Below are 25,781 nucleotides of genomic sequence, written 5' to 3' on the forward strand. Positions count from 1 at the left end.
TTCTAAAATCGTCTGCTAAGGACGGCCATCCTCACTTCGTAGCGTCCCACAACGTCTGCAGCTTGCGGCACGTCCCTGCTGGATGCACTGGTCCACGGCCCTCAGGGTTCCCAAAATCCTCGTATAAACGGCCTGAATTGCATGTTTCTGCACACCTTGAGCTGCTTTTACAAATCTTAAACCGCCACTTTCGCCCTCATCCTGTCTATTGGAATAAGGGACTGTGTTCGCAGCCTGCCATTCTGATGAACCGGGCAAAACAGGGAATTGATCTCATGAGGAAACTTCGCAAATGAATGAAGCGCACGCGCAACTGAACAATGAGGGGACCGCCAGGAAGGGAAACCGGCGGTGGATGGCGGTATTGATTGTGGCCGCAGTTGGCGGCGCTTTGCTGCTGCCTCTGCTGCACAAGACGAAGAGCACTGCGGCGGGCTTCGGCCCCGCGCCGGGTGGAGCGGGCAGCGCCACCATGGTGAACGCGGCTGCGGCAAAGCTCGGCACCATGCCGATTTCAGTGGATGCGCTCGGCACGGTTACGCCGGAGCACACGGTCAACGTCTACAGCCAGGTGAGCGGGCGCGTGCTCTCGGTGAACTACCGTGAGGGACAGTTCGTCAACAAGGGACAGGTGCTGGCGCAGATTGATCCGCGTCCGACGCGGGCGCAACTGGCGCAGGCCCAAGGCTCGCTGGTGCGCGACAAGGCCGCGCTGGAGCAGGCGCGCGTGAACCTGAAGCGCTACCAGGACGCGTTGCAGCGCAACGCCATTGCACAGCAGACGGTGGCCGATCAGGAAGCTTCCGTGCGTCAGTACGAGGGCACGGTGCAGAACGACGAAGCCTCGATTCAGTATTACAAGGTGCAGCTTGAGTACTGCACCATCGTGGCGCCGATCTCCGGGCGCATAGGCCTGCGGCTGGTGGATCCGGGCAACACGATCTTCTCCGGCTCGTCGAGCACCATTGCGGTCATCACGCAGATTGACCCGATCACCGTGGTGTTTGCGCTGCCGGAGGACCGCATCGCCGCCGTGCAGGAGCAGATGACCGGCAAGACTCCGCTGACCGTAGACCTGTTTGACCGTAGCGGCACCAACCAGCTCGCCAGCGGCAAGCTGCTCGGGCTGGACAACCAGGTGGACACCACCACCGGCACGGTAAAGCTGCGCGCCACCTTCACGAACAAGGACGGCAAGCTGTTTCCCAATGAGTTTGTGAACGCGCGCTTGCAGTTGAAGCAGCTGGAGAACGTGCTGCTGGTGCCGACCGTGGCGGTGCAGTACAACGGCCAGCAGGCTTTCGTCTACCGCGTAAAGGCGGACAAGACGGTGGAGCTGCTCAACATCAACGTGCAGTACTCTGCGCAGAGCCAGAGCGCGGTGCAGGGGCTCTCCTCTGGCGACACGGTGGTGACCAGCAACTTTGACCGCATACAGGACGGCGCGAAGGTCACCTTGGCCAACGCAAACGGCGCAGGGAAGCAGGCACGATGAGTATTTCCGAGCCATTCATTCGCCGCCCTGTCGCCACCATCCTGCTGATGGTGGCCGTGCTGCTGGTGGGCGCGGTGGCATACCTTCAGTTGCCAATCTCCGCGCTGCCGGAAGTGAACTACCCGACGATCCAGGTGCAGACGCTGTATCCGGGCGCGAGCTCGGACGTGATGGCCTCGACCGTGACGGCGCCGCTGGAAAAGCAGCTCGGGCAGATTCAGGGCCTGACGCAGATGACGTCGAACTCCTCCGGCGGAGCCTCTGTCATCGTGATGCAGTTCAGCCTGAGCGTGGATATTGACGTGGCCGAACAGGAAGTGCAGGCCGCCATCAATGCCGCCAACAGCTATCTGCCGTCAGACCTGCCAACGCCTCCGGTTTACAGCAAGACGAACCCGGCGGACGCGCCGGTGCTGACGCTCGCGCTGACCTCGAAGTCGCTGCCGCTCTCTCGCGTGCAGGATCTGGCGGACACACGGCTGGCACCGAAGATTTCGCAGTTGAACGGCGTGGGTCTGGTTACGATCCAGGGCGGGCAGAAGCCTGCCGTGCGCATTCAGGCGAACCCGGCCGCGCTCGCCGCGCACGGGCTTTCACTGGAGAGCATCCGCACGGCTGTCACCGCAGCCAGCGTCAACGGTGCCAAGGGCACGCTGAACGGCCCGCAGCAGGCGCACACCATTGACGCCAACGACCAGTTGGCTTCCGCCGACGAATACCGCAACCTTGTCATCGCCTACCGGAACGGCTCACCGGTCCTGATGAGCGATGTGGCCAATGTTGTGGACAGCGTGGAGAACGAGAGGCTGGCCGCGTGGGCGAGCTCGACCCCGGCCGTGCTGGTGAATATTCAGCGCCAGTCAAACGCCAACACCATCAAGGTGGTCGATTCGGTCAAGGCGTTGCTGCCGCAGTTGGAGAACACGCTGCCCGCCTCGGTCCAGGTCAAAGTGCTGACTGACCGCACCGTGACTGTGCGCGCCTCTGTCGAGGACGTTGAGTTTGAGTTGGGCCTGACCATTGCGCTGGTGGTCATGGTCATCTTTGTGTTTCTGCGCAACCTGCGCGCCACCATCATTCCCTCCGTGGCCGTGCCGCTCTCGCTGGTGGGCACGTTTGCCGCCATGTACGCGCTTGGCTATAGCCTGAACAACCTGACATTGATGGCCTTCACCATCGCCACCGGCTTCGTCGTCGACGACGCCATCGTGATGATCGAAAACATCAGCCGGTATCTGGAAGAGGGCATGGCGCCGCTGGAAGCCGCGCTGAAGGGCGCCGGAGAGATCGGCTTCACCATCCTCTCGCTCACCATCTCGCTCATTGCCGTGCTGATTCCGCTGCTGTTCATGGGCGACATCACGGGCCGGCTGTTCCGCGAGTTTGCCGTCACCCTGGCGGTGACCATCCTGATCTCCGCCGTGGTCTCGCTGACGCTGACGCCGATGATGTCCTCGCGTCTACTGCGGCACAGCTCCGAGCAGGAGCAGTCGCGTTTCTACCGCTGGTCGGAGTCGGTCTTTGAGCGCACCATCGCGGGCTATGGACGTTCGCTGCGCTGGGTGTTGGGGCATCAGCGCGCGGTGCTGATGGTTGCGCTGGCCACCATTGTCGGCACTGTCGCTCTGTACTACTTCATCCCGAAGGGCTTCTTCCCGACGCAGGACACAGGCATTCTGCAGGTTGTTACGCAGGCGCCGGAAGCGACCAGCTTTGATGCCATGTCGCAGCGTCAGCAGGCGCTGGCGCGCATCGCACTGGCCGATCCCGCCGTCGAGTCGCTGTCGTCGTTCATCGGCGTGGATGGCACCAACACCACGCTCAACAGCGGACGCATGCAGATCAACTTGAAGCCGCTGGCGCAACGCGACGGTGCAATGACGGTGATGCGGCGGCTGCGCACAAAGATGGCAAAGGTCACCGGCATTCAGGCCTACCTGCAGCCGGTGCAGGACCTGACCGTGGAAGACCGCGTCAGCCGCACGCAGTTCCAATACACGGTGCAGGACACCGATGAGGCGGAATTGCAGGCATGGACCGCGAAGATCGTGGCCAAGCTGAAGACGCTGCCGCAACTGGAAGACGTGGCCACCGACCAGATGCCGAACGGCAACGCCATCGCCATCCACATTGACCGGCAGACGGCCTCGCGCATGGGAATCACCCCGCAGACCATCGACGCCACGCTCTACGATGGCTTTGGTCAGCGGCAGATTTCGACCATTTACACGCAGACCAACCTCTACCACGTGATTCTGGAGACGGCGCCGGAGTATCAGCGCGATCCCTCGCGGCTGCAGGATATCTACGTGCAGGCGTCCGGTTCGTCTTCGTCGTCAAGCAGCAGCTCGGGTTCGTCCTCTTCAGGCAGTTCGCTGTTAACGGCGTCTTCGACGAGCGGGGTGAGCAGTAGTTCGCCCACCTCCGCGCTGTCGTCATCGTCGAGTGCATCTTCGGTCAGCACTGCCGCGAGCACGTCATCGCTTTCCAGCGCGAGCTCAAGCAGCAGCACGCTGAAGACCACGAGCAGCACGTTGTCGTCCGGTTCCGGATCAGGCTCCAGTTCGAGCAGCAGTTCGTCCAGCTCGGGCACGGCGCTGTCGGTGCCGCTCTCGGCGTTCACCAGCATGCAGAAAGCGACGGTGCCGCTGAGCGTCAACCGTCAGGGACAGTTCCCGGTTGTCACCATCTCATTCAACCTGGCGCCGGGCGTACACCTCAGCCAGGCGGTGGAGGCGATCAATAAAGCGGTGGCGGAGGTGCACGCGCCCATCAACGTGCAGACCAAGTACCAGGGCACGGCGGCCTCGTTCACCAACTCGCTCTCGAACGAAGGGTTGCTGGTGCTGGCCGCGCTGTTGACGGTCTACATCGTGCTCGGCGTGCTGTATGAGAGCTTCATCCATCCGCTGACGATCCTCTCGACGCTGCCATCCGCGGGCGTGGGCGCGCTGCTCGCGCTGTGGGTGTGCGGACAGGATCTCGGCATTGTAGGCATCATCGGCATTGTGCTGCTGATCGGCATTGTGAAGAAGAACGGCATCATGATTGTCGACTTCGCGCTCAGTGCCGAGCGCGAGCAGCAGATGAAGGCCGAGGATGCGATCTTCCAGGCCAGCCTGCTGCGCTTCCGCCCCATTATGATGACCACGCTGGCCGCGCTGTTTGGCGGCCTGCCGCTGGCGCTGGGGCAGGGCATCGGTTCCGAGCTGCGTCGTCCGCTGGGCATTGCCATGGTGGGCGGCCTGCTGTTGAGCCAGGTGCTCACGCTCTACACCACGCCGGTCATCTACCTGTGGTTTGACCGCGTGGCGCAGCGCTTCCGCGGCGAAGCGGGCAACACACAGATGGAGCTGGCGCCGGAGAGCGAGCGATGAACCTGTCAGCTCCCGCCATCCGGCGGCCCATTGCCACCATTCTGCTGACAGCGGCGATTGCCATCGCCGGCGGCATCGCCTATAGCGTGCTGCCGGTTTCGCCGCTGCCGCAGGTGGATTCACCGACCATCTACGTTAGCGCGAGTTTGCCCGGCGCCAATCCGGACGTCATGGCTTCCTCGGTGGCCACACCGCTGGAACGCCAGCTTGGGCACATTGCCGGCGTAAAGGAGATGACCTCGCAGAGCTCCACCGGCTCCGTGAGCATCTCGATCCAGTTCGACTTGAGCCGGAACATCAACGCTGCGGCGCGTGACGTGCAGGCCGCCATCAATGCGGCACGCAGCTATCTGCCGACCAACCTTCCGTCGAACCCGACCTATCGCAAGATGAACTCGGCGGATGCGCCGATTGCGATTCTCAGCGTGACCTCGAAGGCCTACGGCGTGGGCGCCCGCTACGACCAGGCCTCCAACGTGCTGCAGCAGAGGCTGGCGCAGATTCCGGGCGTCGGGCAGGTGAACATTGGCGGCGCGTCGCTGCCGGCCGTGCGCGTGGAGATCGATCCGCTGCGCCTGCAGCACTACGGCATCAACCTCGCCGAGGTTGCCACCTTCCTGAAGGCGCAGAACGCGCATTCTCCGGTGGGCAGTATCAGCGACGGGCAGACCATCAGCTACATCACGGTCGATGACCAGCTTTCCAAAGCCACTGACTACCGCCCGCTCGTCATCGCCACCAAGAACGGCTCGGCCATCCATCTGCAGGATGTGGCCGAAGTTGTGGATGCCACCGAGAGCGCACGCTCCGCCGGATACATGAACGGCAGGCCCTCGGTCGATATGATCGTCTTCAAGCAGCCCGGCTCGAACATCATCGAGACCGTGGATCGCATCAAGGCCGAGTTGCCCGCGCTGCGTGCCTCCATTCCGGCGGGCATCGACCTGAACCTGACGCTGGACCGCACCACCACCATTCGCGCCTCGCTGCATGACGTGGAACGGACGATGATGATCTCCGTGCTGCTTGTGGTGCTGGTGGTCTTCTTCTTCCTGCGCGACTGGCGCGCCACCATCATCCCCGGCATCGCCGTGCCGATCTCGCTGATCGGAACCTTTGCCGCCATGTACCTGCTTGGCTATTCGCTGGATAACCTCTCGCTGATGGCCATGACGATCTCGACCGGCTTCGTCATCGATGATGCGATCGTGGTGATGGAGAACATCACGCGCAACCTCGAGATGGGGCTGGCGCCGAAAGACGCGGCGCTGCAGGGCGCGCGCGAAATCGGCTTCACGGTCTTTTCCATCACCATGTCGCTGGTAGCCGTCTTCATCCCCATCCTGATGATGGGCGGCATCGTCGGCAAGCTGTTCCGCGAATTTGCGGTAACGCTCTCGGTGGCTATCCTCATCTCGATGGTGCTCTCGCTGACCACCACGCCAATGCTGTGCTCGCTGCTGCTGCGCCGCCAGAAAGACGAAACGCACGGACGTCTCTATCGCGTCACCGAAGCGATGTTCAACGGGTTGCTCAACGGCTACCGGCACAGTCTTCGCTGGGTGCTGCAGGAGCACGCGGCGCTCGTGCTGGTTCTGTTCTTCTTCACCATGGCGCTGAACATCGTGTACCTGGTGCGCATTCCCAAGGGTTTCTTCCCGCAGCAGGACACGGGCGCCATCATGGGCGGCCTGATGGGGCCGCAGGACGCGTCTTTCACCATGATGAACGCCGCAGTGCAGCGGGCCGTCACCATCGTCAAACAGGACCCCGGCGTGGAGAATGTTGTCGCCTTCACCGGAGGCCGCGGCTCGTCGAACAGCGGTTTCATGTTCATCGCCCTGAAGCCGCTGGAGCAGCGCAAGGCGAGCGCCACGGATATCGTCAACCGCCTGCGCCCGAAGCTGGGCCAGATCAAGGAAGCACAAACCTTCCTGATGGCCGCGCAGGACCTGCGCATCGGCGGGCGGTCATCGAACTCGCAGTATCAGTACACGATTCAGGCAGACTCCTCCGCGGAGTTGAAGACCTGGATGCCGAAGCTGACGCTGGCGATGAAGAAGCTCTCAACAATTACCGACGTGAACAGCGACATGCAGGCAGGTGGATTGCAAACCTACCTGACCTACGACCGTGCCACCGCGGCGCGGCTGGGGCTGACCGCCAGCGACCTGGATAACGCGTTGAACTACTCGTTCTCGGAGGCGCAGGTCTCCACCATCTACAAAACGCTAAACCAGTACCACGTGGTGCTGGAGGCGCAGTCGCGCTTCACGCAGAGCCCGGACACGCTGCGCTCTACCTTCGTACAGAACGGCGACGGTGCCGTGCCGCTGAGCGTGCTGGCTACAGAGCGTGCCCGTACCGGGCCGCTTTCGGTCAACCACACGGGGCAGTATCCTTCGGCGACAATCTCCTTCAACCTTGCACCCGGTGTTTTGCTCAGCAAGGCCACTCAGGAAATTCACGCCGTCGAAAACCGTCTGCAACTGCCGAATACGGTTCACGGCACATTCAGCGGCACCGCACAGCAGTATCAGGATTCGCTCTCCAGCGAGCCGATACTGATTGCGACCGCCATATTTGCCGTCTACATCGTGCTCGGAATCCTCTATGAGAGCTTTATGCATCCGATCACGATTCTGACGACGTTGCCGTCGGCATCGCTTGGCGCCGTGATCACGCTTATTCTGTTCGATTGCGATCTGAACGTCATCTCGATCATCGGCATCATCCTGCTGATCGGCATCGTCAAGAAGAACGCCATCATGATGATTGACTTTGCGCTGCAACTGGAGCGCGAGCAGAATCTGCCGCCCGCCGAGGCCATCTTCCAGGCCTGCGTGATGCGTTTCCGCCCCATTCTGATGACCAGTGCCGCGGCCTTCTTCGGCGCCGTACCGCTGGCATTCGGGCACGCCATTGGCGCGGAACTGCGCCGTCCACTGGGCTACACAATTCTCGGCGGATTGGTTGTCAGCCAGGTGCTGACGCTCTACACCACGCCGGTCGTCTATCTCGTACTTGATCGCATCCATCTGCGTTTTTCCGGAAAGCGGAGCCAGTCACAGGCCGCCGCTCGTCCCTTGGAGGCCCTATGATGTTCGAACGACTCCACTGTGCCATTGTTTCTTCCGCGGCGCTGCGCCGCATCGGGAGCGGCAGCCTGGCCGCCGCCTTGTTGATTGCCACTGCCGGATGCCACGTCAGCCCGCAGTACTCGCGTCCTTCCGTGCCAACGCCGCCGGAGTACAAAGAGAACCAGCCCGGCAATCAGTTGGCCGCGGCGGGCGGATGGAAGCAGGCCGCGCCGGGCGATACGCTGCCGCGCGGCAAATGGTGGGAGGCCTTTCAGGATCCAGAACTCAACGCCTTGGAAGAGCGCCTGACGATCAACAACCAGAACATCAAGCAGTATTTCGAGAACTACATGGCGGCGCGCGCAGTGGTGCGCAACGTCCGGTCCTCGCTGTTTCCCACGGTGAGCATCTCACCGTCGGTGAGCGGCTCGGATGGCGGCCGGGCCAGCTCCACCAAGTCGTCTTCATCGTATGAACTGCCTGCGTCGGTCTCCTGGGAGACCGACCTGTTTGGCAGCGTACGCAACGCGGTCAAGGCGGATTCGGCAGCGGCACAGATCAGCGCGGCCAATCTGGCGAACGAGACACTGAGCGAGCAGGCAAGCCTGGCGGAGTACTACTTCGAGCTTCGTGGCCAGGATGCGCAGCAGCAGATCTACGATCAGACGATTGAGCGGTATAAGAAATCTTTGGAGCTGACCCGGAGCCTCTTCGAGCTTGGCATTGATTCGCAGCAGGATGTTGTTTCGGCGGAAACCACATTGCGCACCGCCGAAGCCAATGCGGTGGCCGTGGGTACCACGCGCGCGCAGTATGAGCACGCCATCGCGCTGCTCATCGGCGAGCCGGCGGGCACGTTTTCGCTGCCGGTCAAGCCGTTGGTCGTGGTTGTGCCTGCGGTGCCGACCGGGCTTCCATCGCAATTGCTGGAACGCCGCCCGGATATCGCCGCCGCCGAGCGCACCATGGCGGAAGCCAATGCCACGGTCGGCGTGGCCAAGGCCGCTTTCTACCCAACAATCACGCTCTCCGGAAGCGGCGGCACCGCAAGCTCGGCACTGGCCGACGTGGTGAGCTGGCCGGCACGTTTCTGGTCACTGGGGGCCACTGTTTCGCAGACGCTGCTTGATTTTGGCGGACGCAAGGCGAACGTGCAGCGCTACGAAGCGCAGTACAACGCGGACGTTGCGGCCTACCGCCAGACGGTGCTGAACGCCTTCAAGGAGGTGGAGGATTACCTGGTTTCCAGCCGCCGCCTCGCCGAGCAGATCGAGCGCGAAAAGCTGGCGGTGGATGCTTCGGCTCGCTATGAGGCAATTGCCAATGACCGCTACAAGAGCGGCCTGGATTCCTACCTCAATGTGCTCTCGGCGCAGACCAGCCTGCTGAGCAACCAGTTGACCCTGACGCAGCTGCACACCAGTCAGATGACCTCAACCGTGCAGTTGATTACGGCCCTTGGCGGCGGGTGGGACAGCAGCGCGCTGCCAAGCGAAAAGGACGTTGCGAAGAAGTAATCAATCGAAACAGGCGATCTCATCATGGGTCCGGCGCTGCCGGGCCCATTCCTTTTGCGCAAGTTCTGCAAAGAGCCGTCCGTGATGCAGCGGCGTGCAATGTCTGAGTACACTGAGAGGGACCGAAGATGAGTGACCAGAAGATGATCCCCGATCAAGCAGTACAGACAAACGCGACGGGCCGAGCCGAAGAGCAATCCTTGCAGGCGGAGGCAACGGCCAACGCGCGGCTGCCGGTTGCCGTGCTGCTCGACAATGTGCGCAGCATGTACAACGTGGGCGCGTTCTTTCGCGCCGCCGACGGTGTGAACCTTGAGAAGCTCTGCCTTTGCGGCATTACCGCGCACCCGCCCAAGAAGGCGATTACCAAGACCGCGCTGGGCGCCGAGGAGACGGTGCCGTGGGAGCACGACTGGGAGGCTGTGCACATGGCGGAAGGTTTGCAACGCAGCGGATTCGAACTGGTTGCGATTGAAACCGGCGACGACTCCATCGACCTGTTCGAGTGGCAGCCGCGTTTTCCGCTCTGCGTCATCTTCGGACACGAGGTGGATGGTGTGCGCTCTGAGTTGCTGCAAATGGCAAGCACGCGCGTCCGCATTCCGATGCTTGGTCACAAGGGATCGCTCAACGTGGCCACCGCCGGTGGCGTGGTGCTGTACGAACTGCTGCGCAAGTACCGCGCGCAGATGGAAGCCGCGCGCTAGGCGCTCTGCAACAGTCGATGAGATGGAAAGGCCGCACCCGTTTGCGAGTGCGGCCCCGATGACTGGCGAACCGTCGTGACTTAGGCTTCCCAGCTCAGACCCGGGCGTCCAAAGTGTCCGTAGTTGGTAGTGCTGCGGTAGATCGGGCGCAGCAGGTTGAGCTGCTCGATGATGGCCGCCGGACGGAAGTCGAACTTGGCCACAAACTCCTTGCACGCGTTTTCATCACCGGTGCCGAAGGTATCCACCTTGGTTGAGACCGGCTTGGCCACGCCAATGGCGTAGGCCACCTGAATCTCCGCCTTCTTTGCCAGGCCCTGCTTCACAAGCTGACGTGCAACGTAGCGTCCGTAGTAGGCCGCGCTGCGGTCGACCTTCGACGGGTCCTTGCCGCTGAACGCACCGCCGCCGTGACGAGCCGCGCCACCGTAGGTGTCCACGATGATCTTGCGGCCGGTGACGCCGCAGTCGGTGGTGGGTCCGCCGTGTGCGAAGCTGCCCGTCGGATTCACCGCAAAGCGAATTTCCTTGTTGAACCACTCGCCCAGCACGCGTGGCGCAAGCTGCTCGCGCACGTAGGAGAGGATCTCCTTCTGCGGGTAACCCTCGGCGTGCTGCGTCGAGACCAGTACGTCGGTGACGCGCACCGGTTCGCCATTCTTGTAGAGCACGGAGACCTGCGACTTTGCGTCCGGCCGCAGCCACGCCACGCCGCCCTGCTTGCGGTCCGCGGTAAGGCCGTGCGTGAGTTTGTGCGCAAGGTAGATGGGCAGTGGCATCAGCACGTCGGTTTCGTCGGTGGCGTAGCCGAACATGATGCCCTGGTCGCCCGCGCCCTGCTCGCCCTCGGCGTTGCTGGTGGCGGTCACGCCCTGTGAAATCTCCGGCGCCTGCTGCGTCAGAAACACCTGTACGTTCACGCCGTCGGCGTTGAAGTCTTCCGCCGGATCGGTGTAGCCGATCTCGCGGATGGCCTTGCGCGCAATGGCCTCGTGGTCGACCTTGGCGCTGGAGGTGATTTCACCGGCCAGTACCACGTTGTTGGCCTTGCAGAGCACTTCGCAGGCAACGCGTGCGTGTGTATCGGCCGCAAGGTGCGCATCGAGAATCGAGTCGGCGATGTAGTCGCAGACTTTATCCGGGTGTCCTTCGGAGACAGACTCGGAGGTGAAGGTGTATTCGGTTTTGGTGTTGAGGGTGGTTTCGTAAGTGGTCTGTGTTGCGGTGTTGCTCATTGACGCATGCTCCTTTTCTTCGCATGCATCAGGAGTTCAAAACAATATCCGCCCAGGACATCAGGCGGATTGCTTCGGGAGACCTTCTCTTTCGGAATTGATTCCGCTCATCCGGCATGTTCTCCATGCCGCTGGCACCGTAGCGTCCCCTGCTCGGTTGCCGTACTCAACCTTCCGGTTGAGTCTCTCCTGATGTCCCCTCCAGTTTACTCAAGCGGAGCGTGCTGTCAAGCGCACGGCCATGAGCGCGGCGGCTGAGGCCACGCTCCACCTGTGGACGTTACGGCATGCTCTCGGTTGCGGCCATTTCCTTCAGTAGTGCCTTGTGAAACTCCTCCGGTGCCTGTATCTGCGGCGCGTGTCCGTAGTTGGGGAACTCAATTAGCTTCGCATGCGGGAAGAGTGCAACTGCTTCCTTTGCCAGCTTGGGATAGTTGCCGAGCGTGGCGCGCACCTCCGGCGACGCAAGGTCCTTGCCGATGGCCGTGTTGTCCTTGTCGCCGATCATCAGCAGCACCGGCACGCGTACGTCGCGGAATTCGTAGATGACCGGTTGCGTGTAAATCATGTCGTAGAGCAGCGCCGAATCCCACGCCACCTGCTCGCGCCCCGCACCGCGATTCATGCCCGCCAGCATCTGCACCCACTTCTCGTAGGCAGGCTCCCATGTGTTTGCGTAGTACGTGCCGCGCTCGTAATTGCGTATGCGCTCGGCGGAGGTCTTCAACTCGCGTTCATACCAGCCATCCACGCCGATGGACGGCACGCCGCGCGCTTTCCAGTCCTCAAGGCCGATGGGGTTCACCAGCACTAGCCGCTCCACCTCGGTCGGATACAGCAGCGAGTAGCGCACGCCCAGCATGCCGCCCGTGGAATGGGTGACGAGCGTGGCGCGCGTGACGCCGAGCGACGCCAGCAGCCCGTGTGTGTTCGCCGCCAGTTGCTGGAAGCTGAACTGGTAGCGCTGCGGCTTGCTCGACTTGCAGAAGCCGATCTGGTCGGGGGCGATCACGCGATAGCCCGCACCGGTGAGCGCCGTAATCGTGCCCTCCCACGTTGCGGCGCAGAAGTTCTTGCCGTGCAGCAGCACCGCCACCTGCCCGTTTGCATGCTCAGGCTGCACGTCGAGGTAGGCCATCTTCAACTCCTGCTGCTGCGAGCGGAAGCGGTAGATGTGCACCGGCCACGGATAATCGAAGCCTTCGAGCCGCGGCCCATAGGTGGGCTCAGCAGAAGCCAGAGCGCTGGTGGCAACGGGCGCAGATTGGGCCTGGGACGCCAGCGGCAGCGCGGCGAGCAGCAGAAGAAAGAAGACTGCTTTCGTGAACTTCATAACGCCTAGGTTAGATGCGCGTTCACTGCGGCGCGCTGCACGAGCCGCCCATTTCGTCCAGGCGCTTCCCGGGCGAGGCGATGCGGCGCATGTGGCGGATCCACACCGTGTCGGCAAAGCCTGCCTCGCGGCTCAGCAGCGGCGCGCGGAGTACTTCGCTCCGGCCGTTGCCTGATGTCGAGTCAGGCGCTTCGAGTCGCCACATTCGTTCCAGCAGGCGGCGCTCGGTGCGCACGCGCGCCCGCCCGCGAAGGCCGCATAGCTGCTGTGGCCAGCGCGGGTCCGGCAACGCGCACAAGTGCTCCAAGGCTTCGATCTCGGCGATTACGCGCTCAACATCCATGGTGATCCTGTGACTGTTCCCCAAGTGCGGTGCTCACTGCCGAGGCGCTTCGGCAATCCGCCTGAAGGCCATCGGATTCTGCGCCATTGCACGTGGCGGTTGGCATACACCCCGGGGAGGCGCACAATTCAGTGAGACGTTTCCTATTGGAGTGAGGCACTCATGGATGTGATGCATTTAGATTCCGATGAGGTGAACCGCGTTCTGGCCAAGGGCGGGCCGCTGGTGCCGCGTGGCCTGGGCAACTATTCGGTGGCGGCCGTCAACCGCAGCTCCCCGTCCACGCCCGAGCTTCATCGTCGCGATACCGACATTTTCTATGTGCTTGACGGCTCGGCGGCCTTCGTCAGCGGCGGCGAGCTGTTCTCCGCCTATGAGACCGCGCCCGACGAAGTGCGTGGCACGGCCATCACCGGCGGCGATGTGCGCATGCTCTCCAAGGGAGACATCCTTGTGGTGCCACCCAACACTCCACACTGGATTCGCCAAGTCTCTGGCACGCTCGTCTACCTGGTCACAAAGGTTCGTTAGCGCAAGCTGTGCGGTTGCTGAACCGGATGCGCTGGAGCGCTGATGTGTTCCGGCGCTGGCGCCTACTCGGCGAGCAGCAATTTCTGGAACGCCTCAACGTATTGCCCAACGTGGCGGCCATCCACCAGCGCGTGGTGGACGTGTATGGCTACCGGCATCGACTTCCTGCCATCTTTCTCCGTGATCTTTCCCCAGGAGATGCGCGGGCAACTGTCCGGCATGGAGGTGGAGTGCGCGTGCGAAAGGGAAGTGAAGTCAACCCACGGCAGCGACGTATAGCGGATTACGTTCGGTGCGCCGGTGCGCGTCAGCTCCCGCGAGGCGCGGACGCGCTCCACAACCTTCACGGCATTGGCCATGAACTCGTTGAGATCGGCGTGGTAGCGGAAGTGCCCGAAGCCGAAGGTGCCATCGCTGCGGTCCACCGTGGAGCCGCCATCGATTCTCTCGTAGAGGTAGACGTCATCCCCTTCCAGTCGATACCGGAAGGCCTCCACCTGCTGCGCTGCGGCCAGCGAGCGGTGCAGAAAGGTGAGGAAGACGGAGAAGCCGTTCTGCTTGGCAGCGCGGAACGCACGCGTGCACTCCACGTTCACGCAGGTGCCCCAGTACGGTTCTTCAAACTTGCGGAAGAATTCGAATTGCGCGCGTCGCGGCCATGTCGCCTGGTCGACTTTCTGTCTCGCTAAAACTTCGGTGATTCCTTCGCCCTGCACGCTCACGGTGTAATTCCTCCCTGTTGATTGCATTCCATTCTAATGCGCGGCACGTCGGCCTCTCGACACGCGTATCGTTGTGAGCAGAAGAAAGCCCCACTCCGTGGAGTGGGGCTTTCTTTTTCACGTCGACTGAAGGTTCTACTTCGTGCTCGCCACCGGCAGTTCAATAAAGCTGGCTTCGCCGTCGGCGTGGTAGATGCGCTGGGTGGCCTTCACGTAGTCCTTCGGCTGCGCCTTGAAGATGTTGGGCACAAAGGTCTGCGGATTGCGGTCGTACAGCGGGAACCAGCTCGACTGCACCTGAATCATGACGCGGTGTCCGGGCTGGAAGACGTGGTTGGCGGTGGGCAGACGGAACTTGTACGCCAGCGGCTTGTTCGGTTCAATCGCCTTCGGCGTGGAGAAGCTCTCGCGGTAGCGTCCGCGGAAGATGTCCATGGCGATCGGCAGTTCATAGCCGCCCATCTCAGGCTGGCTCCCCACTGCGTCCGAGTAAACGTCGATGAGCTTCACCACCCAGTCGCTATCGGTGCCCGTGGTGGAGGCCACCAGGTTGACAATGGGCGCGCCGCTGATGCGCAGCGGTTCGGTCAGCACCGGAGAAACGTAAGTGACAACGTCGGGGCGATTGTCCACCGAGCGCTGGTCGCTGAGCAGCCACGTCTGCCATGCCTTGTGATCGTTGAAAGTGATCGGGCGCGGCAGATAGGGCACAGGCTTTGCCGGGTCGGAAACGTACTCATCGAACGCCGAGGCCGCAGCAAGGTTCTTCTCCGACGGTGCAGTGAATGAGAGTCCGCCGTTCGCGGTCAGGTAGAGCGCCTTCGACTTTTCGGCGCAACCGTTCTCGCAGGCCAGCGGCCAATGCTCCAAGCGGTCCCAGTGATTTTCACCCGTATTGTAGATAAAGACCGGCGGCGTGTTCGCCTTAGGCGCGCCGTCCTTCAGATACTGGTCGAAGAATGGCTTCAGCACTTCGGCGCGGAACTCACCGGCGGTATCGCCGCGCCAGTTCATCGGGCCAAGCGAGGCAGCGTCGTAGTTCACCTGGCTGTGGCGCCACGGACCCATAACCAGGTAGTTCATGGTGTTCGTCGTGTCCTTCGGCTCCACGGACTCCCAGCTGTGAATTGCGCCCCACATGTCTTCCTGGTCCCACAGGCCCTGAATCCACATGGTCGGAACCTTCAGCGGTTGCTTGGCCATCACGCGGTCGAGCGCCTGCCCCTCCCAGAATTCGTCATAGGCCGGGTGCTCGATCATCTTTCGCCAGAAGGCGAGCTGCTCCAGCCCTGCGACTTTTCCAAAGTCTCCAGCCGAACCGGCGCGAAGGAAGTTTTCGTAATCGTCGTAGGTCTGGCGAGGAATGGCCGAGCCGCGTCCATGCTTGATCGTCTGGTGGTAGAGGTAGTCGTCGTTGGTCTGGCGGTAGGCGCCGTAGTGGAACCAGTCATCGCCCATCCATCCATCGACCATCGGGCTCATCGGTGCAGCCACCTTCAGCGCCGGGTGCGGATTCACCAAGGCCATAACGACCGTGAAGCCTTCGTACGAGCTGCCCAGCATGCCGACCTTGCCGTTCGACTCGGGCACGTTCTTCACCAGCCAGTCGATGGTGTCCCACGCGTCGGTGGAGTTGTCCGTGGTGCCGGGGTTCAGCGGTCCGCGCAGCGGACGCGTCATGTAGTAGTCGCCCTCGGAGCCGTACTTGCCGCGCACATCCTGGAAGACGCGGATGTACTCGCCGTTGCGGACAAACACCTCATCGCCTTCGGGCAGCGCGGCCGCCATGTTCGGAGAAAGCGCGCGCTCGGCGCGGCCTTTTGCGTCGTACGGCGTGCGCGTCATGATCATGGGCAGCTTCTTTGCGCCCTTCGGCACCACGATGACCGTATAGAGCTTCACGCCGTCGCGCATGGGGATCATCGCTTCGCGCTTCTCGTAGTTGAAGCTGTCCTTCGGCGCGTGGAACTTCTCCGGAATGTCGGGCACCGAGTATGCCGTCTGGGAGAGAAGGAAAGAGGAATACGCCAGCACCGCGGCCAATACACATAGCCGCTTCCGCAAAGAAGCCATTCTTTACTCCGTTAAGCAGGTTTGGAATGCAGAGGGCGGAACCACCACGTTCGGGCCCAAGCCGTTGGCTCATTGTAGTGGAATCCCGCGTTCGTGCCAGTTTCGTGTTTCATTCAGAGACAGCGGGAAGTAGTGCGAGTGACTGTAGATTCACGCTGAAAATTCCACAAACGTGGCGAAAATGTGCCATTTTGCCACGCAACTCATAAACAAGCCCCGCGTGCCCGATAAATTTTTTCAATACCGTTGACCCCGCAAATAGATCAGGGGATACTGCCTCACTTTGTTTTTGGGGAAACACAACTCTACAAATTGCAAGGAGCTACCACCGAGGATGACTTCAAAAATCTTCGCCGTTGTTCTGTTGTTGTCGAGTGCGATGTTTGCCGCTTCCCACAAGGAAGTTTGTCCGGGACCCGCCGATCCGGGTTCTGCGCGCTGTCACGCGCACGTGATCACCGATCAGAAGGCGACGCCCTTTGCGAGCAGCAGCCCGACCGGTTACAGCCCGGTGCAGATCCGCACCGCGTACAACCTTCCCGCGTCGGCCACCAACCCTGTCACCGTCGCCATCGTCGATGCCTACAACGATCCGAACATTGAGAAGGATCTGGCGACGTACAGCACCTATTACGGGCTGCCTTCCTGCACCACAGCAAACGGCTGCTTCAAGAAGGTGAACCAAACCGGCGGCACGAGTTACCCGACGAACAACGCCGGATGGTCGCTGGAGATTGCGCTGGACGTGGAGACTGTTCACGCCGTCTGCCCGAATTGCAAGATCCTGCTCGTCGAGGCCAACTCCGCCAACTACTCCGACCTGATGACCGCCGTCAGCTACGCCACCAAGAATGCTGCGGTGGTCTCCTGCTCGTGGGGCGGCAGCGAGAGCTCCGGCGAGACCGCCTACGACTCCTACTTCAACGTGCCCGGCGTGCCCATCACCGTCTCCTCCGGAGACAGCGGCTACGGCGTGCAATACCCGGCGGCTTCTCCGTATGTGACCGCCGTCGGCGGCACCACCCTGAAGCTGACTTCGAGCTACACGCGTTCCAGCGAGACCGCCTGGAGCGGTGCAGGCAGCGGTTGCAGCGCGTATGAAACCAAGCCGAGCTGGCAAACCGATACCGGTTGCAGCAAGCGCACGGTGGCCGACGTTTCGGCCGTAGCCGACCCGAACACCGGCGTCTCGGTCTATGACAGCGTTCGCTACCAAGGGCAATCTGGGTGGTTTACCGTGGGCGGCACCAGCCTGGCTGCGCCGCTGATTGCTTCGGTGTACGCGCTGGCCGGCAACACCACCAATACGGTTTACGGCTCGTTCCCGTACTCCAACTCCACCAATCTGTTTGACGTCACCAGCGGCAGCAACGGCAGTTGCGGCGGCATCTACCTCTGCACCGGCCTCACCGGCTATGACGGTCCCACCGGGCTTGGCACGCCGGTTGGCACCAGCGCGTTCTGACGCAAACGCCTCAACCCTAACGGCAAGCCCCGTCCTCGTGACGGGGCTTTTGCTTTGCATCCCGGAATGGAATCATAATCATCTACTCCAGTCCGGAATCTGGATTTGCAGTTTGCCGTGAATGGAATGGGCAAAGGCGGCTTATAATAATTGGGCGTTTGTCATGACTGATTGCTTGCCGCAACAATACGCGCTGGTGGCCTACATCCGCAGCGCGTTGGGTGAATTCGTCGAGAACCTTCGGGCCGAACTCCATCCGGAGCACGCGCACCTTCCTGCTCATCTGAGCATTCTGCCGCCGCGTCCGTTGTGCGGGCCTGAGCCGCGTGCACAGGAGATGCTGGAGCGCTGCTGCGCCGAAGTCGTTCCGTTTGAGATTGAGCTTGGCGACGTGGAGACCTTTGTCCCCACCACGCCCACGGTCTTTATCCGCGTGGCGCACGCCGCCTACAAGCTGCGCGAACTGCATGACCTGCTGAATCGCGATGGCCTTCTCTATGCCGAGCCACTGCCCTTTATGCCGCACCTGACCATTGCCAAGGTCAGCGACGTGGCGCGCGCCAAGGAGGTCTTTGAGATCTCCCGCGAACGCTGGGCGCAGTTCCAGGGCTCGCGCAAGGTCTGCGTGAAAGAGCTAACCTTCGTGCGCGGCCGCGACCACCAGTGGAGCGACCTCTACCCGGTCACGCTCGGCGGTGTATTGAAATAGCCGCGCTGCGTTCTTTGCGTTAGTTCATTGGCATTTTTCAGGAACTCGTCGTACCGCGCCTCCGTATCTGCTGGCGTGGAGGATGAGAACCAATGCCGAACCCTGCCCGCCGTATCGCAGCCAGCCTTGTTGTAACCTTTCTGTTCAGCCACTTCTGCCTGGCGCAGAGTGCTCCCGCCAAACACCTTGATCCCAACCTCCCCGCACCCCAGGCGGAGGTTCTCATCCTCGGCACCTACCACATGGATAACCCCGGGCAGGACGTCTTCAATATGCAGGCCGATGACGTTCTGGCGCCGAAGCGGCAGGCGGAAATCGAGCAGGTCGCCGCGGCAATCGAACGCTTCCGCCCGAACAAGATTGCGCTCGAATGGGGCCTTGAGAATGCCAGCCGACTCGATGCGATCTATGGCGAATACCTGGCGGACAAGCGTGAACTCACCCGCGACGAGCGCCAGCAGATTGGTTTCCGGCTGGGCAAGAAGCTTGGCCTGAAGAAGCTCTGCGCCATCGATACTCAATGGGACTTCCCGTTTCCGTCCGTGCAGAACTGGGCCAAAGCCAACGGCCGCCAGGCCGAATGGGACGTTCTGCTGAAACAGACTGGCGAACTCGTGAGCGAAGAGAACGAATTCCTGAAGACGCATACCGTGCTTGAGATGCTGCGCCGCATGAACAGCGCTGAGCAGGTGCGCGTGAGCGGTGCTTTCTACGCCCGCGCCATGCATTTTGGCAATGATGATGACCCCGCTGGCGCTCGCCTGCTCACCAAGTGGTATGAACGAAATGCCCTTATCCACACCAGCCTTCTCGGCGTACTCCAGCCGGGCGACCGCGTGCTGGTGATCTACGGAGCGGGGCACCTGCAGCTATTGCGCAATTTTGTGCAGAACGATCCGACGCTGAAATTGCATACCCTCGATGAATTTGTGGTGACACCTTAGGTACCAGCGCCTCGTCAAACGCCCAATTCAGGCTAGAATCGTGCCGCAGCAGAGCCGGGGTGATGTGTCCAACCTATTGGGCTGGCGTACACCTTGGTGTGCGCCGCAGTAGTACATGGACCCGGTACATGGCCGTTCTTCATCTTGTTTATGGCCATCCGCTGCGCGATAACGGAGTTACACAGGGCGAAACAGATCTGCCGTCGCCCTTCTCCGGCAGGCACCCGCAGTCGCCGGAGCTCCTCCTGAGCCAGGTCGGGCAGTACGTTTGCCATTCGAGGTGCGTTATGCAAGTGACGGTATTTGGGGCCGGATATCTGGGCACGGTGGTTTCCGCCTGCCTGGCGGACATGGGTACTCCGGTGACCTGTTGCGATTTTGCCACCGAGACAATCCTCGACCGTGCGCAGGGCAACCTGAACTTCTACGAAAAGAACCTGGACGAAATTGTGCGCCGCAACGTGCGCGCCGCGCGCCTGTTCTACTCCACCGAGGTGGAGGCGCAGGTGAAGCGCAGCCATGTCGTCTTTATTGCCCAGGACGAGCACTGGAACACCGAAGAATTGGTGACGCGCATTGCCCAGTCCGCCGGGCCGGAGACAGTGCTGGTGCTCTGCACGCCGGTGCCGGTCGGCACCGCCGCGCGCGCGCTGGCCAACATGCGCCAGTCCGGCTGCATGCAATCGCTCGTCTCGCATCCGTTACAACTCACGGACGGCTGTGCGGTTGAGGACTTCAACTGGCCGGACCGTCTGCTGCTCGGTACCCGCGATTCGCTGGCCGTGGCCACGCTGAAGATCATTTACCGGCCGCTGGTCATGCGCGGCATTCCGGTCATTGTCACCAGCTATGAGACAGCGGAGCTGGCGCGCGAAGCCGCCACGGCATTCGTGGCCACCAAGATCTCCTTTATTAATGAAGTTGCCACGCTGTGCGAGAAGGTGAACGCCGACGCCGTCGATCTGGCGCTTGCCATGGGCTTGGACAAGCGCATTGCGCCGCGCTGCCTGCAGCCGGGCGTGCGCATGGGCGGCAGCTTTGTGGAACGCGACGTGGATGCGCTCGCCTCGCTGGCAAGTGAGAATGGTATTTCGCTACGCATTCTTGAAGCTGCGCGCGACGTCAACCACTCACTCACCGACAGCATCCTGCGCAAGATCAACACGGTCATCAGCCCCATTGCCGACAAGCAGGTGGGCATGCTGGGGCTGGCCTTCAAGCCGCACACCAGCTCGATTGCTGGCTCGGCCGCCGTGGCCCTGGCGCGCGAACTCACTATGCAGGGCGCGCACGTGCGCGTCTATGACCCGTTTGCCATGGACGCCGCCGAGCGCGAGCTACAGCACACGGTGCAGTTCTGCCACTCGCCATACGAGGCGCTGGAAGGCGTCGATGCCATGGTGGTAGGCACCGGCTGGCCGGAGTTCCGCAACCTGGACTTCGGACGCGTGCGTGAACTGCTGCGTACCCCCATCATTGTTGACACCAAGAACCTGCTCGACAGCGAACAGCTGCGGCAGATGGGCTTCCACTACTTTGGGATCGGCCGCGCATAGGGAAACTCCTCTGACTCTCCACGGGCGGGGCTTCGGCTCCGCCCCTTTTTGTGCGCGCTGAAAGCCTCACGAAACTGGCGTTCTGGCGAGCCGCGGGCCGGCGGATGCCGTTGGCCGCGATTTTTGATACAACCATGAGTGTCATGCCAGCCTCTGCCGCGAAGCGCATTCTGCCTGCCGGTTCCAACCTGCCGCTGCCCGCCGTTCTGAAAGGCGCGTCGCCGATGGCGTCGCTGCTCTGGACCGCAGGGGTGCTGTATGCGTTGTTTGCGGGGCTGCACACCGTGGCCGACTTGGACCTGGGCTGGCAGCTCGCAATGGGGCGCTGGATGGTGCTGCACCACGCAGTGCCCACCGCAGACGTGCTCTCCTATACCGCCCGCGGAAGCCAATGGATTTATCCGCCACTTTCCTCGGTGATTCTCTACGGCGTGCAGGCCGTGGGCGGCTGGACGCTGCTTTCGTGGATGGGTGCCGCCGCAGGTGTCTGCACGGTCGTGCTGCTGCTCCGGAAGAATGCGGCTACCGCTGCTCTGGCGTTGCTGGCGGTTCCGGCGGTGGCGGACCGCACCAGCCCACGCGCGGACATGTTCACCTGCGTTCTGTTCGCGCTTCTGCTGCGCCTGCTCTGGGACCATCGTGCGGGAAAGCCCGTGCGTTTGTGGCTGCTGCCTTTGACCATGCTGTTGTGGGTGAACCTGCATCTCGGCTTCATCGCGGGGCTGGGCTTGTGCGCTGCCTACGTCGTGTGCGAACTGGGAGATGCCGTTGCACAGCCCGCGGAGCGCCAACAGGCATGGCAGCGCGTGCGCCGCTCCGCGCCCTGGCTGGCTGCCTCTGTGGCCGCCACCTTGGTGAACCCTTGGGGAACCGGTCTGTACGTGGCGCTGCAACGGCAGGGAGCCATCCAGAGTGTTCATCAGCGCTGGATCACCGAGTGGGCCGGGCTGACACTCAACGCGGATTCGCTGCGCCGGATGGTTGATATTCGCAATCCGGAAAGTGGCATCTGGTGGCTGTTGCTGGCCGCCGTCGCCGGGGTGCTGCTGGCGTGCGGCAAGCGCCGTTTTGGCACGGCCGTACTGCTGGCGGCCGCCGCCGTAGCGGTCGTGCATGCCATGCGTTTTCAGGCGTTGTTCGCCATTCTGGTTGTGACGCTGTGCGGCCCGTTGTTCTCCGAATGCTTGAGCGCAGTGCGGCAGCCGTGGTTGCGCCGCCCAGTGTTGCCCGTGGTTGCGTTGCTGCTCTGCACGTTGTTCGTGGTGCGCACCTCCGACCTGGTAACCAACCGCTATTACATGCGCAATCCGCAGCTAAAGACGCTGTTCGGCACAGGCGCGGCGTCGTGGTACCCGGAGCAGGCGGCCGAGTTTGTCCTCTCCCGCCAGTTTGTGCCCAACTTGTATAACGATTTCAACCTCGGCAACTACCTAGCGTTCCGGCTGCAGTTCCATTACCCGGTTTATATCGACGGACGCTCCGTGCCCTATGGCGTTGAGGCGTTTTTCCGTTCCATGCAATTGGGGGCCGAGCCGCTGGATTCGCCACTCTGGCGTCGTGAGATTGAGAAAGACAATATCAACCTGATCATGGTCTCCACGGATCGCATTGCCGGCAGCACGCTCAGCAATCTGGACCGATTCTGCAGCAGCCGTGAGTGGGTGCCGGTCTGGCTGGACACCTCGGCGGCGGTCTTCGTCCGCTCCACACCGCAGACGGAGGCGCTGCGTCTGCGCTGCGGCAGCGTCACATTTGACCGGGCTCCGCAAGGCGAGAGCTGGCGGACGCGCGCCGAACGTTTCCACTACCACATGAACGCTGCGGCCATCTTGATCGTGCTCGGGCGGAATCAGGAAGCGCTCACGCATCTGGCGCTGGCGGAAGAAGTCGATGCAGGCGGCAGCGAAGTGCACTACCTCAAGGGCCTGGCGCTTCAGTACATGCAGCAGGATTCGAGGGCAGAGGCGGAATTCCGGCGCGCCTTTGAGCTGGACGGCAATGAAGCGAACGCCGGTGCGCTCAGCGACCTCTACTTGGAGGAAGCCCGTTATGCTGATGCCGCTGCAGTTCTGCGTCCCGCATTGGACCGCGCGCCTCACGCCTACCGGCTGCAGCTTTCGCTGGCGGAGGCTGAACTGCGCCTGGGCAATGCGCAACAGGCGCTGCAGTGGCTGAATCAGGCGGAACACGACCAGCCCTTTACGGGGGAGGCGGCGCCGCTTGGCGCGGGCTTCCTTGGGCGCCTGGCGCAGCTGCGGGCCGAAGCTACACAACGTGTCTCCGGCGGAAATCGTCCGCAATAGCTTCTGCTTTCCTCGCCTCCGTTTCACTCGTCTCACTATTCTGCGGAATGAGATTCCATTCAGGAATTTCCATGCCATTTCCGGCGGTCTTGGTGCTTGCATTGGGTCAGCTTTGGGGATAATATGCGCGACCCAAGCAGAGGAATGCCATGTGAGGATGGCCGCTATGCAATGGAATGACACGGTGCGCATGCTGTTGAGCGCCAAGAAGCCGGGGTTGCATTCGATCAGCCCTACACAGACTGTTTATGATGCGCTGTCGTTGATGTCCGAGCACGACATCGGCGCGCTGGCAGTGCTGGAGAAGGAGCGCCTGGTGGGCATCTTCAGCGAGCGCGATTACGCCCGCAAGCTGGTGCTGATGGGCCGCATGTCGCGCGAGACGCCGGTCTCCGAGGTGATGACAGCGCCGGTGATCTTCGTGACGCCGGAGCACACGGTTGCCGAGTGCATGCAGATCATCACCACTCAGCGTGTACGCCATCTCCCCGTGCTCCAGCATGAGGTTCCGACGGCGATGATCTCCATTGGCGACCTGGTGAACTGGATGCTGAAGGCGCAGCAGGAGACAATTCGCCAACTGGAAGCCTACATTGCCGGTACGCCCGGCTAGCCGTTGCGCGTGAACTGGCGCGAAGAAAGCTCAACGCCGGCTCGGACGGCGGAGCGCGTCCCCTAAAGCTCCCGGCTGGTTTGCCGAAGAAACCAGCATGAGTACGAGCCTCACCATCGTTGGAGTGACGCAGCCGGTACCGAGGCGAGAACGCAGCATAGTGCTTTCGCCAGTCTCTCTGCCGGTGGTAACACCGCAGAATGACTGGTGGTGTTCGGTCCGCCCGGTGGGGCAGAATCGTGGCGATGCCTTCAGCGGCAGCTTCCGCGACGACTCCTACGATCCTTATTCCAGTGCCTCGTCGGTCTATCTGCCATCGCTGTCCTCGCTGGTGGACGGCGCACGCGCGGCCATCGCGCAGTATGTCTCCTGGCAAGCGCTCTCCCCGCTCAACGGTGTGATGGTGAACTACTACGCCTGAGCTTGGCGGCAATCCGTAATCCGTCTTTTCGCTCCCATCCATTTTTCGCCATCCTCGCCACATTCGTAGCACGCGGTTGTCCGTACGCGCTTGACTCATCGGCGCTTGCTGGCCGCGCCACGCCGCCACTTTCGCGGTGTGCTCCCGACGCAAGCTACTCTCAGCGCGGGGTTTGCATCTTCACCCTTAATTCACGGATGTGTAACGAAGCTGTAACAAAACGAACGCACACTCAAGTCAGGCAGAGCGCCTGGAGGAAAAGACTAAGTGTCTCGCTTGATCAAAGTTCTCGTGTGTCTGGTTGCATTTTCCGTGCTGGCTTCGGCGCAAACCATCAACGCCGCCGGTGCAACCTTCCCCTATCCGATGTATTCCAAGTGGTTCAGCGAATACCACCACAAGACCGGCAGCGTGCAGATCAACTACCAGCCGATCGGTTCCGGCGGCGGCATCAAGCAGCTGCAGGCCGGCACCGTGGACTTCGGTGCCAGCGACATGCCGATGACCAACGAACAGATGGCCGCTACTCACTTCAAGGTTGTGCACATTCCGACTGTGCTGGGCGCCGTGGTTCCGGCCTACAACGTGCCGGGTGTTCGCTCCGACCTGAAGTTCACGCCGGAACTGTTGGCGGAAATCTTCCTGGGCAAGATCAACAACTGGGCTGACCCGCGCATCGCCAAGGTGAACCCCGGCGTTAAGTTCCCGAACCAGTCGATCGTCGTCGTGCACCGTTCTGACGGCAGCGGCACCACCTTCATCTTCACCGACTACCTCTCCAAGGTCAGCGGTGAGTGGAAGTCGAGCGTGGGCGCCAACACCAGCGTGAAGTGGCCGGTCGGTCTCGGCGGCAAGGGCAACGAGGGCGTCGCCGGACAGATCCGCATGATCGAAGGCTCCATCGGCTACGTTGAGCTGATCTACGCCGTACAGAACAAGATTCCTTTCGGTGAAGTTCGCAACAAGGCTGGCGTGTTCATCAAGGCCTCGCTGGAAAGCACCACGGCTGCCGCGGCCGGCGTGAAGATGCCCGCTGATTATCGCGTCTCCATCACCAACGCCGACGGCAAGAACGCCTATCCGCTCTCCAGCTTCACCTGGCTGCTGATTCCGGCGCAGTCTCGTGATGCCGCCAAGGGCAAGGTCATCCGCGAGTTCCTTGAGTGGGAAGTGACCGAAGGCCAGAAAATGACCAACCAGCTCACCTACGCTCCGCTGCCGCACGAGGTGGCGCAGAAGGTGCTGGCAACCATCAAGACCCTTAAGTAAGCAGGACAAACAGGAAAGCAGTCTCGCGCAAAAGGCCCCTTCGGGGACACCAGGGGGCCTTTTTGCGCCAAAAAGCAAGCAGTACGCG

The 25,781-nt window shown here is 61.9% G+C and carries 19 protein-coding genes; 14 read left to right on the forward strand and 5 right to left on the reverse strand.

What is annotated here, in order from left to right:
• The first annotated feature begins 292 nt into the window (after window positions 1-292).
• The 5 genes from AC6IZO_RS16015 (at window position 293) to AC6IZO_RS16035 (ending at window position 10,176) form a co-directional block, all read left to right on the forward strand.
• Window positions 293-1,495: an efflux RND transporter periplasmic adaptor subunit gene (locus AC6IZO_RS16015; protein WP_497806414.1), complete on the forward strand. Its 1,203-nt coding sequence runs from the start codon at window positions 293-295 to the stop codon at window positions 1,493-1,495.
• On the forward strand, window positions 1,492-4,872 hold the full coding sequence (locus AC6IZO_RS16020) for an efflux RND transporter permease subunit (RefSeq protein WP_497806416.1): 3,381 nt from the start codon (window positions 1,492-1,494) through the stop codon (window positions 4,870-4,872). The genes AC6IZO_RS16015 and AC6IZO_RS16020 overlap by 4 nt, the downstream gene beginning before the upstream one ends.
• Entirely contained in the window at window positions 4,869-7,973 is a 3,105-nt protein-coding gene (locus AC6IZO_RS16025; protein WP_497806418.1) for an efflux RND transporter permease subunit, read from the forward strand. The genes AC6IZO_RS16020 and AC6IZO_RS16025 overlap by 4 nt, the downstream gene beginning before the upstream one ends.
• Window positions 7,970-9,469 (forward strand): efflux transporter outer membrane subunit, encoded by a 1,500-nt coding sequence (locus AC6IZO_RS16030; protein WP_497806420.1) that lies wholly within the window; start codon window positions 7,970-7,972, stop codon window positions 9,467-9,469. The genes AC6IZO_RS16025 and AC6IZO_RS16030 overlap by 4 nt, the downstream gene beginning before the upstream one ends.
• 128 nt (window positions 9,470-9,597) lie before the next feature.
• A complete protein-coding gene (locus AC6IZO_RS16035; RefSeq protein WP_497806422.1) occupies window positions 9,598-10,176 on the forward strand; it encodes a TrmH family RNA methyltransferase in 579 nt (192 codons plus the stop codon).
• 80 nt (window positions 10,177-10,256) lie between these two features.
• On the opposite strand, the gene metK is transcribed toward AC6IZO_RS16035, so the two are convergent.
• The 3 genes from metK to AC6IZO_RS16050 all read right to left on the reverse strand — a co-directional run bounded on the left by metK (window position 10,257) and on the right by AC6IZO_RS16050 (window position 13,087).
• A complete protein-coding gene (gene metK, locus AC6IZO_RS16040; RefSeq protein ID WP_497806424.1) occupies window positions 10,257-11,411 on the reverse strand; it encodes a methionine adenosyltransferase in 1,155 nt (384 codons plus the stop codon).
• Between the two features lie 280 nt (window positions 11,412-11,691).
• Window positions 11,692-12,744, reverse strand: a complete 1,053-nt coding sequence (locus AC6IZO_RS16045) for an alpha/beta fold hydrolase (protein WP_497806426.1) — start codon at window positions 12,742-12,744, stop codon at window positions 11,692-11,694.
• Between the two features lie 22 nt (window positions 12,745-12,766).
• Window positions 12,767-13,087, reverse strand: coding sequence for a hypothetical protein (locus tag AC6IZO_RS16050; RefSeq protein WP_497806428.1), 321 nt, complete (start codon window positions 13,085-13,087; stop codon window positions 12,767-12,769).
• A gap of 171 nt (window positions 13,088-13,258) precedes the next feature.
• On the opposite strand from AC6IZO_RS16050, the gene AC6IZO_RS16055 reads away from it, so the two are divergent.
• On the forward strand, window positions 13,259-13,618 hold the full coding sequence (locus AC6IZO_RS16055) for a cupin domain-containing protein (protein WP_497806430.1): 360 nt from the start codon (window positions 13,259-13,261) through the stop codon (window positions 13,616-13,618).
• A 62-nt stretch (window positions 13,619-13,680) separates the two neighbouring features.
• Here the strand turns inward: AC6IZO_RS16055 and AC6IZO_RS16060 are convergent, their stop codons facing one another.
• On the reverse strand, window positions 13,681-14,367 hold the full coding sequence (locus AC6IZO_RS16060) for a CatA-like O-acetyltransferase (RefSeq protein ID WP_497806432.1): 687 nt from the start codon (window positions 14,365-14,367) through the stop codon (window positions 13,681-13,683).
• A 108-nt stretch (window positions 14,368-14,475) separates the two neighbouring features.
• Window positions 14,476-16,413 (reverse strand): CocE/NonD family hydrolase, encoded by a 1,938-nt coding sequence (locus AC6IZO_RS16065; protein WP_497806434.1) that lies wholly within the window; start codon window positions 16,411-16,413, stop codon window positions 14,476-14,478.
• 334 nt (window positions 16,414-16,747) lie between these two features.
• Here AC6IZO_RS16065 and AC6IZO_RS16070 point away from each other — a divergent pair, with 334 nt between their 5' ends.
• The 8 genes from AC6IZO_RS16070 (at window position 16,748) to pstS (ending at window position 25,693) form a co-directional block, all read left to right on the forward strand.
• On the forward strand, window positions 16,748-17,878 hold the full coding sequence (locus tag AC6IZO_RS16070) for a S53 family peptidase (protein ID WP_497806436.1): 1,131 nt from the start codon (window positions 16,748-16,750) through the stop codon (window positions 17,876-17,878).
• 163 nt (window positions 17,879-18,041) lie between these two features.
• Entirely contained in the window at window positions 18,042-18,587 is a 546-nt protein-coding gene (locus AC6IZO_RS16075) for a 2'-5' RNA ligase family protein (RefSeq protein ID WP_497806438.1), read from the forward strand.
• 92 nt (window positions 18,588-18,679) lie between these two features.
• The gene (locus tag AC6IZO_RS16080; RefSeq protein WP_497806440.1) at window positions 18,680-19,531 is read left to right on the forward strand and encodes a DUF5694 domain-containing protein; all 852 of its coding nucleotides are present in this window, start codon (window positions 18,680-18,682) and stop codon (window positions 19,529-19,531) included.
• A gap of 287 nt (window positions 19,532-19,818) precedes the next feature.
• Entirely contained in the window at window positions 19,819-21,087 is a 1,269-nt protein-coding gene (locus AC6IZO_RS16085) for a UDP-glucose dehydrogenase family protein (protein ID WP_497806442.1), read from the forward strand.
• 134 nt (window positions 21,088-21,221) lie between these two features.
• Complete coding sequence (locus AC6IZO_RS16090; RefSeq protein WP_497806444.1) at window positions 21,222-23,390, forward strand: tetratricopeptide repeat protein; 2,169 nt, start codon at window positions 21,222-21,224, stop codon at window positions 23,388-23,390.
• Window positions 23,391-23,547: 157 nt separating this feature from the next.
• The gene (locus AC6IZO_RS16095) at window positions 23,548-24,003 is read left to right on the forward strand and encodes a CBS domain-containing protein (RefSeq protein ID WP_497806446.1); all 456 of its coding nucleotides are present in this window, start codon (window positions 23,548-23,550) and stop codon (window positions 24,001-24,003) included.
• A 97-nt stretch (window positions 24,004-24,100) separates the two neighbouring features.
• Window positions 24,101-24,424, forward strand: coding sequence for a hypothetical protein (locus AC6IZO_RS16100; RefSeq protein WP_497806448.1), 324 nt, complete (start codon window positions 24,101-24,103; stop codon window positions 24,422-24,424).
• Window positions 24,425-24,691: 267 nt separating this feature from the next.
• Window positions 24,692-25,693, forward strand: coding sequence for a phosphate ABC transporter substrate-binding protein PstS (gene pstS, locus AC6IZO_RS16105; protein WP_497806450.1), 1,002 nt, complete (start codon window positions 24,692-24,694; stop codon window positions 25,691-25,693).
• The last annotated feature ends 88 nt before the right edge of the window (window positions 25,694-25,781 follow it).

This window comes from Oryzophilus luti, assembly GCF_059726245.1.

Excerpts from the sequence above, each read along its gene's own strand:
- AC6IZO_RS16070 (WP_497806436.1), top strand. The coding sequence starts at position 16,748 with ATGACTTCAAAAATCTTCGCCGTTGTTCTGTTGTTGTCGAGTGCGATG.
- metK (WP_497806424.1), bottom strand. The coding sequence starts at position 11,411 with ATGAGCAACACCGCAACACAGACCACTTACGAAACCACCCTCAACACC.
- AC6IZO_RS16035 (WP_497806422.1), top strand. The coding sequence starts at position 9,598 with ATGAGTGACCAGAAGATGATCCCCGATCAAGCAGTACAGACAAACGCG.
- AC6IZO_RS16085 (WP_497806442.1), top strand. The coding sequence starts at position 19,819 with ATGCAAGTGACGGTATTTGGGGCCGGATATCTGGGCACGGTGGTTTCC.
- AC6IZO_RS16095 (WP_497806446.1), top strand. The coding sequence starts at position 23,548 with ATGGCCGCTATGCAATGGAATGACACGGTGCGCATGCTGTTGAGCGCC.
- AC6IZO_RS16025 (WP_497806418.1), top strand. The coding sequence starts at position 4,869 with ATGAACCTGTCAGCTCCCGCCATCCGGCGGCCCATTGCCACCATTCTG.
- AC6IZO_RS16065 (WP_497806434.1), bottom strand. The coding sequence starts at position 16,413 with ATGGCTTCTTTGCGGAAGCGGCTATGTGTATTGGCCGCGGTGCTGGCG.
- AC6IZO_RS16045 (WP_497806426.1), bottom strand. The coding sequence starts at position 12,744 with ATGAAGTTCACGAAAGCAGTCTTCTTTCTTCTGCTGCTCGCCGCGCTG.
- AC6IZO_RS16090 (WP_497806444.1), top strand. The coding sequence starts at position 21,222 with ATGAGTGTCATGCCAGCCTCTGCCGCGAAGCGCATTCTGCCTGCCGGT.
- AC6IZO_RS16075 (WP_497806438.1), top strand. The coding sequence starts at position 18,042 with ATGACTGATTGCTTGCCGCAACAATACGCGCTGGTGGCCTACATCCGC.
- AC6IZO_RS16015 (WP_497806414.1), top strand. The coding sequence starts at position 293 with ATGAATGAAGCGCACGCGCAACTGAACAATGAGGGGACCGCCAGGAAG.
- AC6IZO_RS16055 (WP_497806430.1), top strand. The coding sequence starts at position 13,259 with ATGCATTTAGATTCCGATGAGGTGAACCGCGTTCTGGCCAAGGGCGGG.
- AC6IZO_RS16050 (WP_497806428.1), bottom strand. The coding sequence starts at position 13,087 with ATGGATGTTGAGCGCGTAATCGCCGAGATCGAAGCCTTGGAGCACTTG.
- AC6IZO_RS16030 (WP_497806420.1), top strand. The coding sequence starts at position 7,970 with ATGATGTTCGAACGACTCCACTGTGCCATTGTTTCTTCCGCGGCGCTG.
- AC6IZO_RS16080 (WP_497806440.1), top strand. The coding sequence starts at position 18,680 with ATGCCGAACCCTGCCCGCCGTATCGCAGCCAGCCTTGTTGTAACCTTT.
- AC6IZO_RS16100 (WP_497806448.1), top strand. The coding sequence starts at position 24,101 with ATGAGTACGAGCCTCACCATCGTTGGAGTGACGCAGCCGGTACCGAGG.
- AC6IZO_RS16020 (WP_497806416.1), top strand. The coding sequence starts at position 1,492 with ATGAGTATTTCCGAGCCATTCATTCGCCGCCCTGTCGCCACCATCCTG.
- AC6IZO_RS16060 (WP_497806432.1), bottom strand. The coding sequence starts at position 14,367 with ATGCAATCAACAGGGAGGAATTACACCGTGAGCGTGCAGGGCGAAGGA.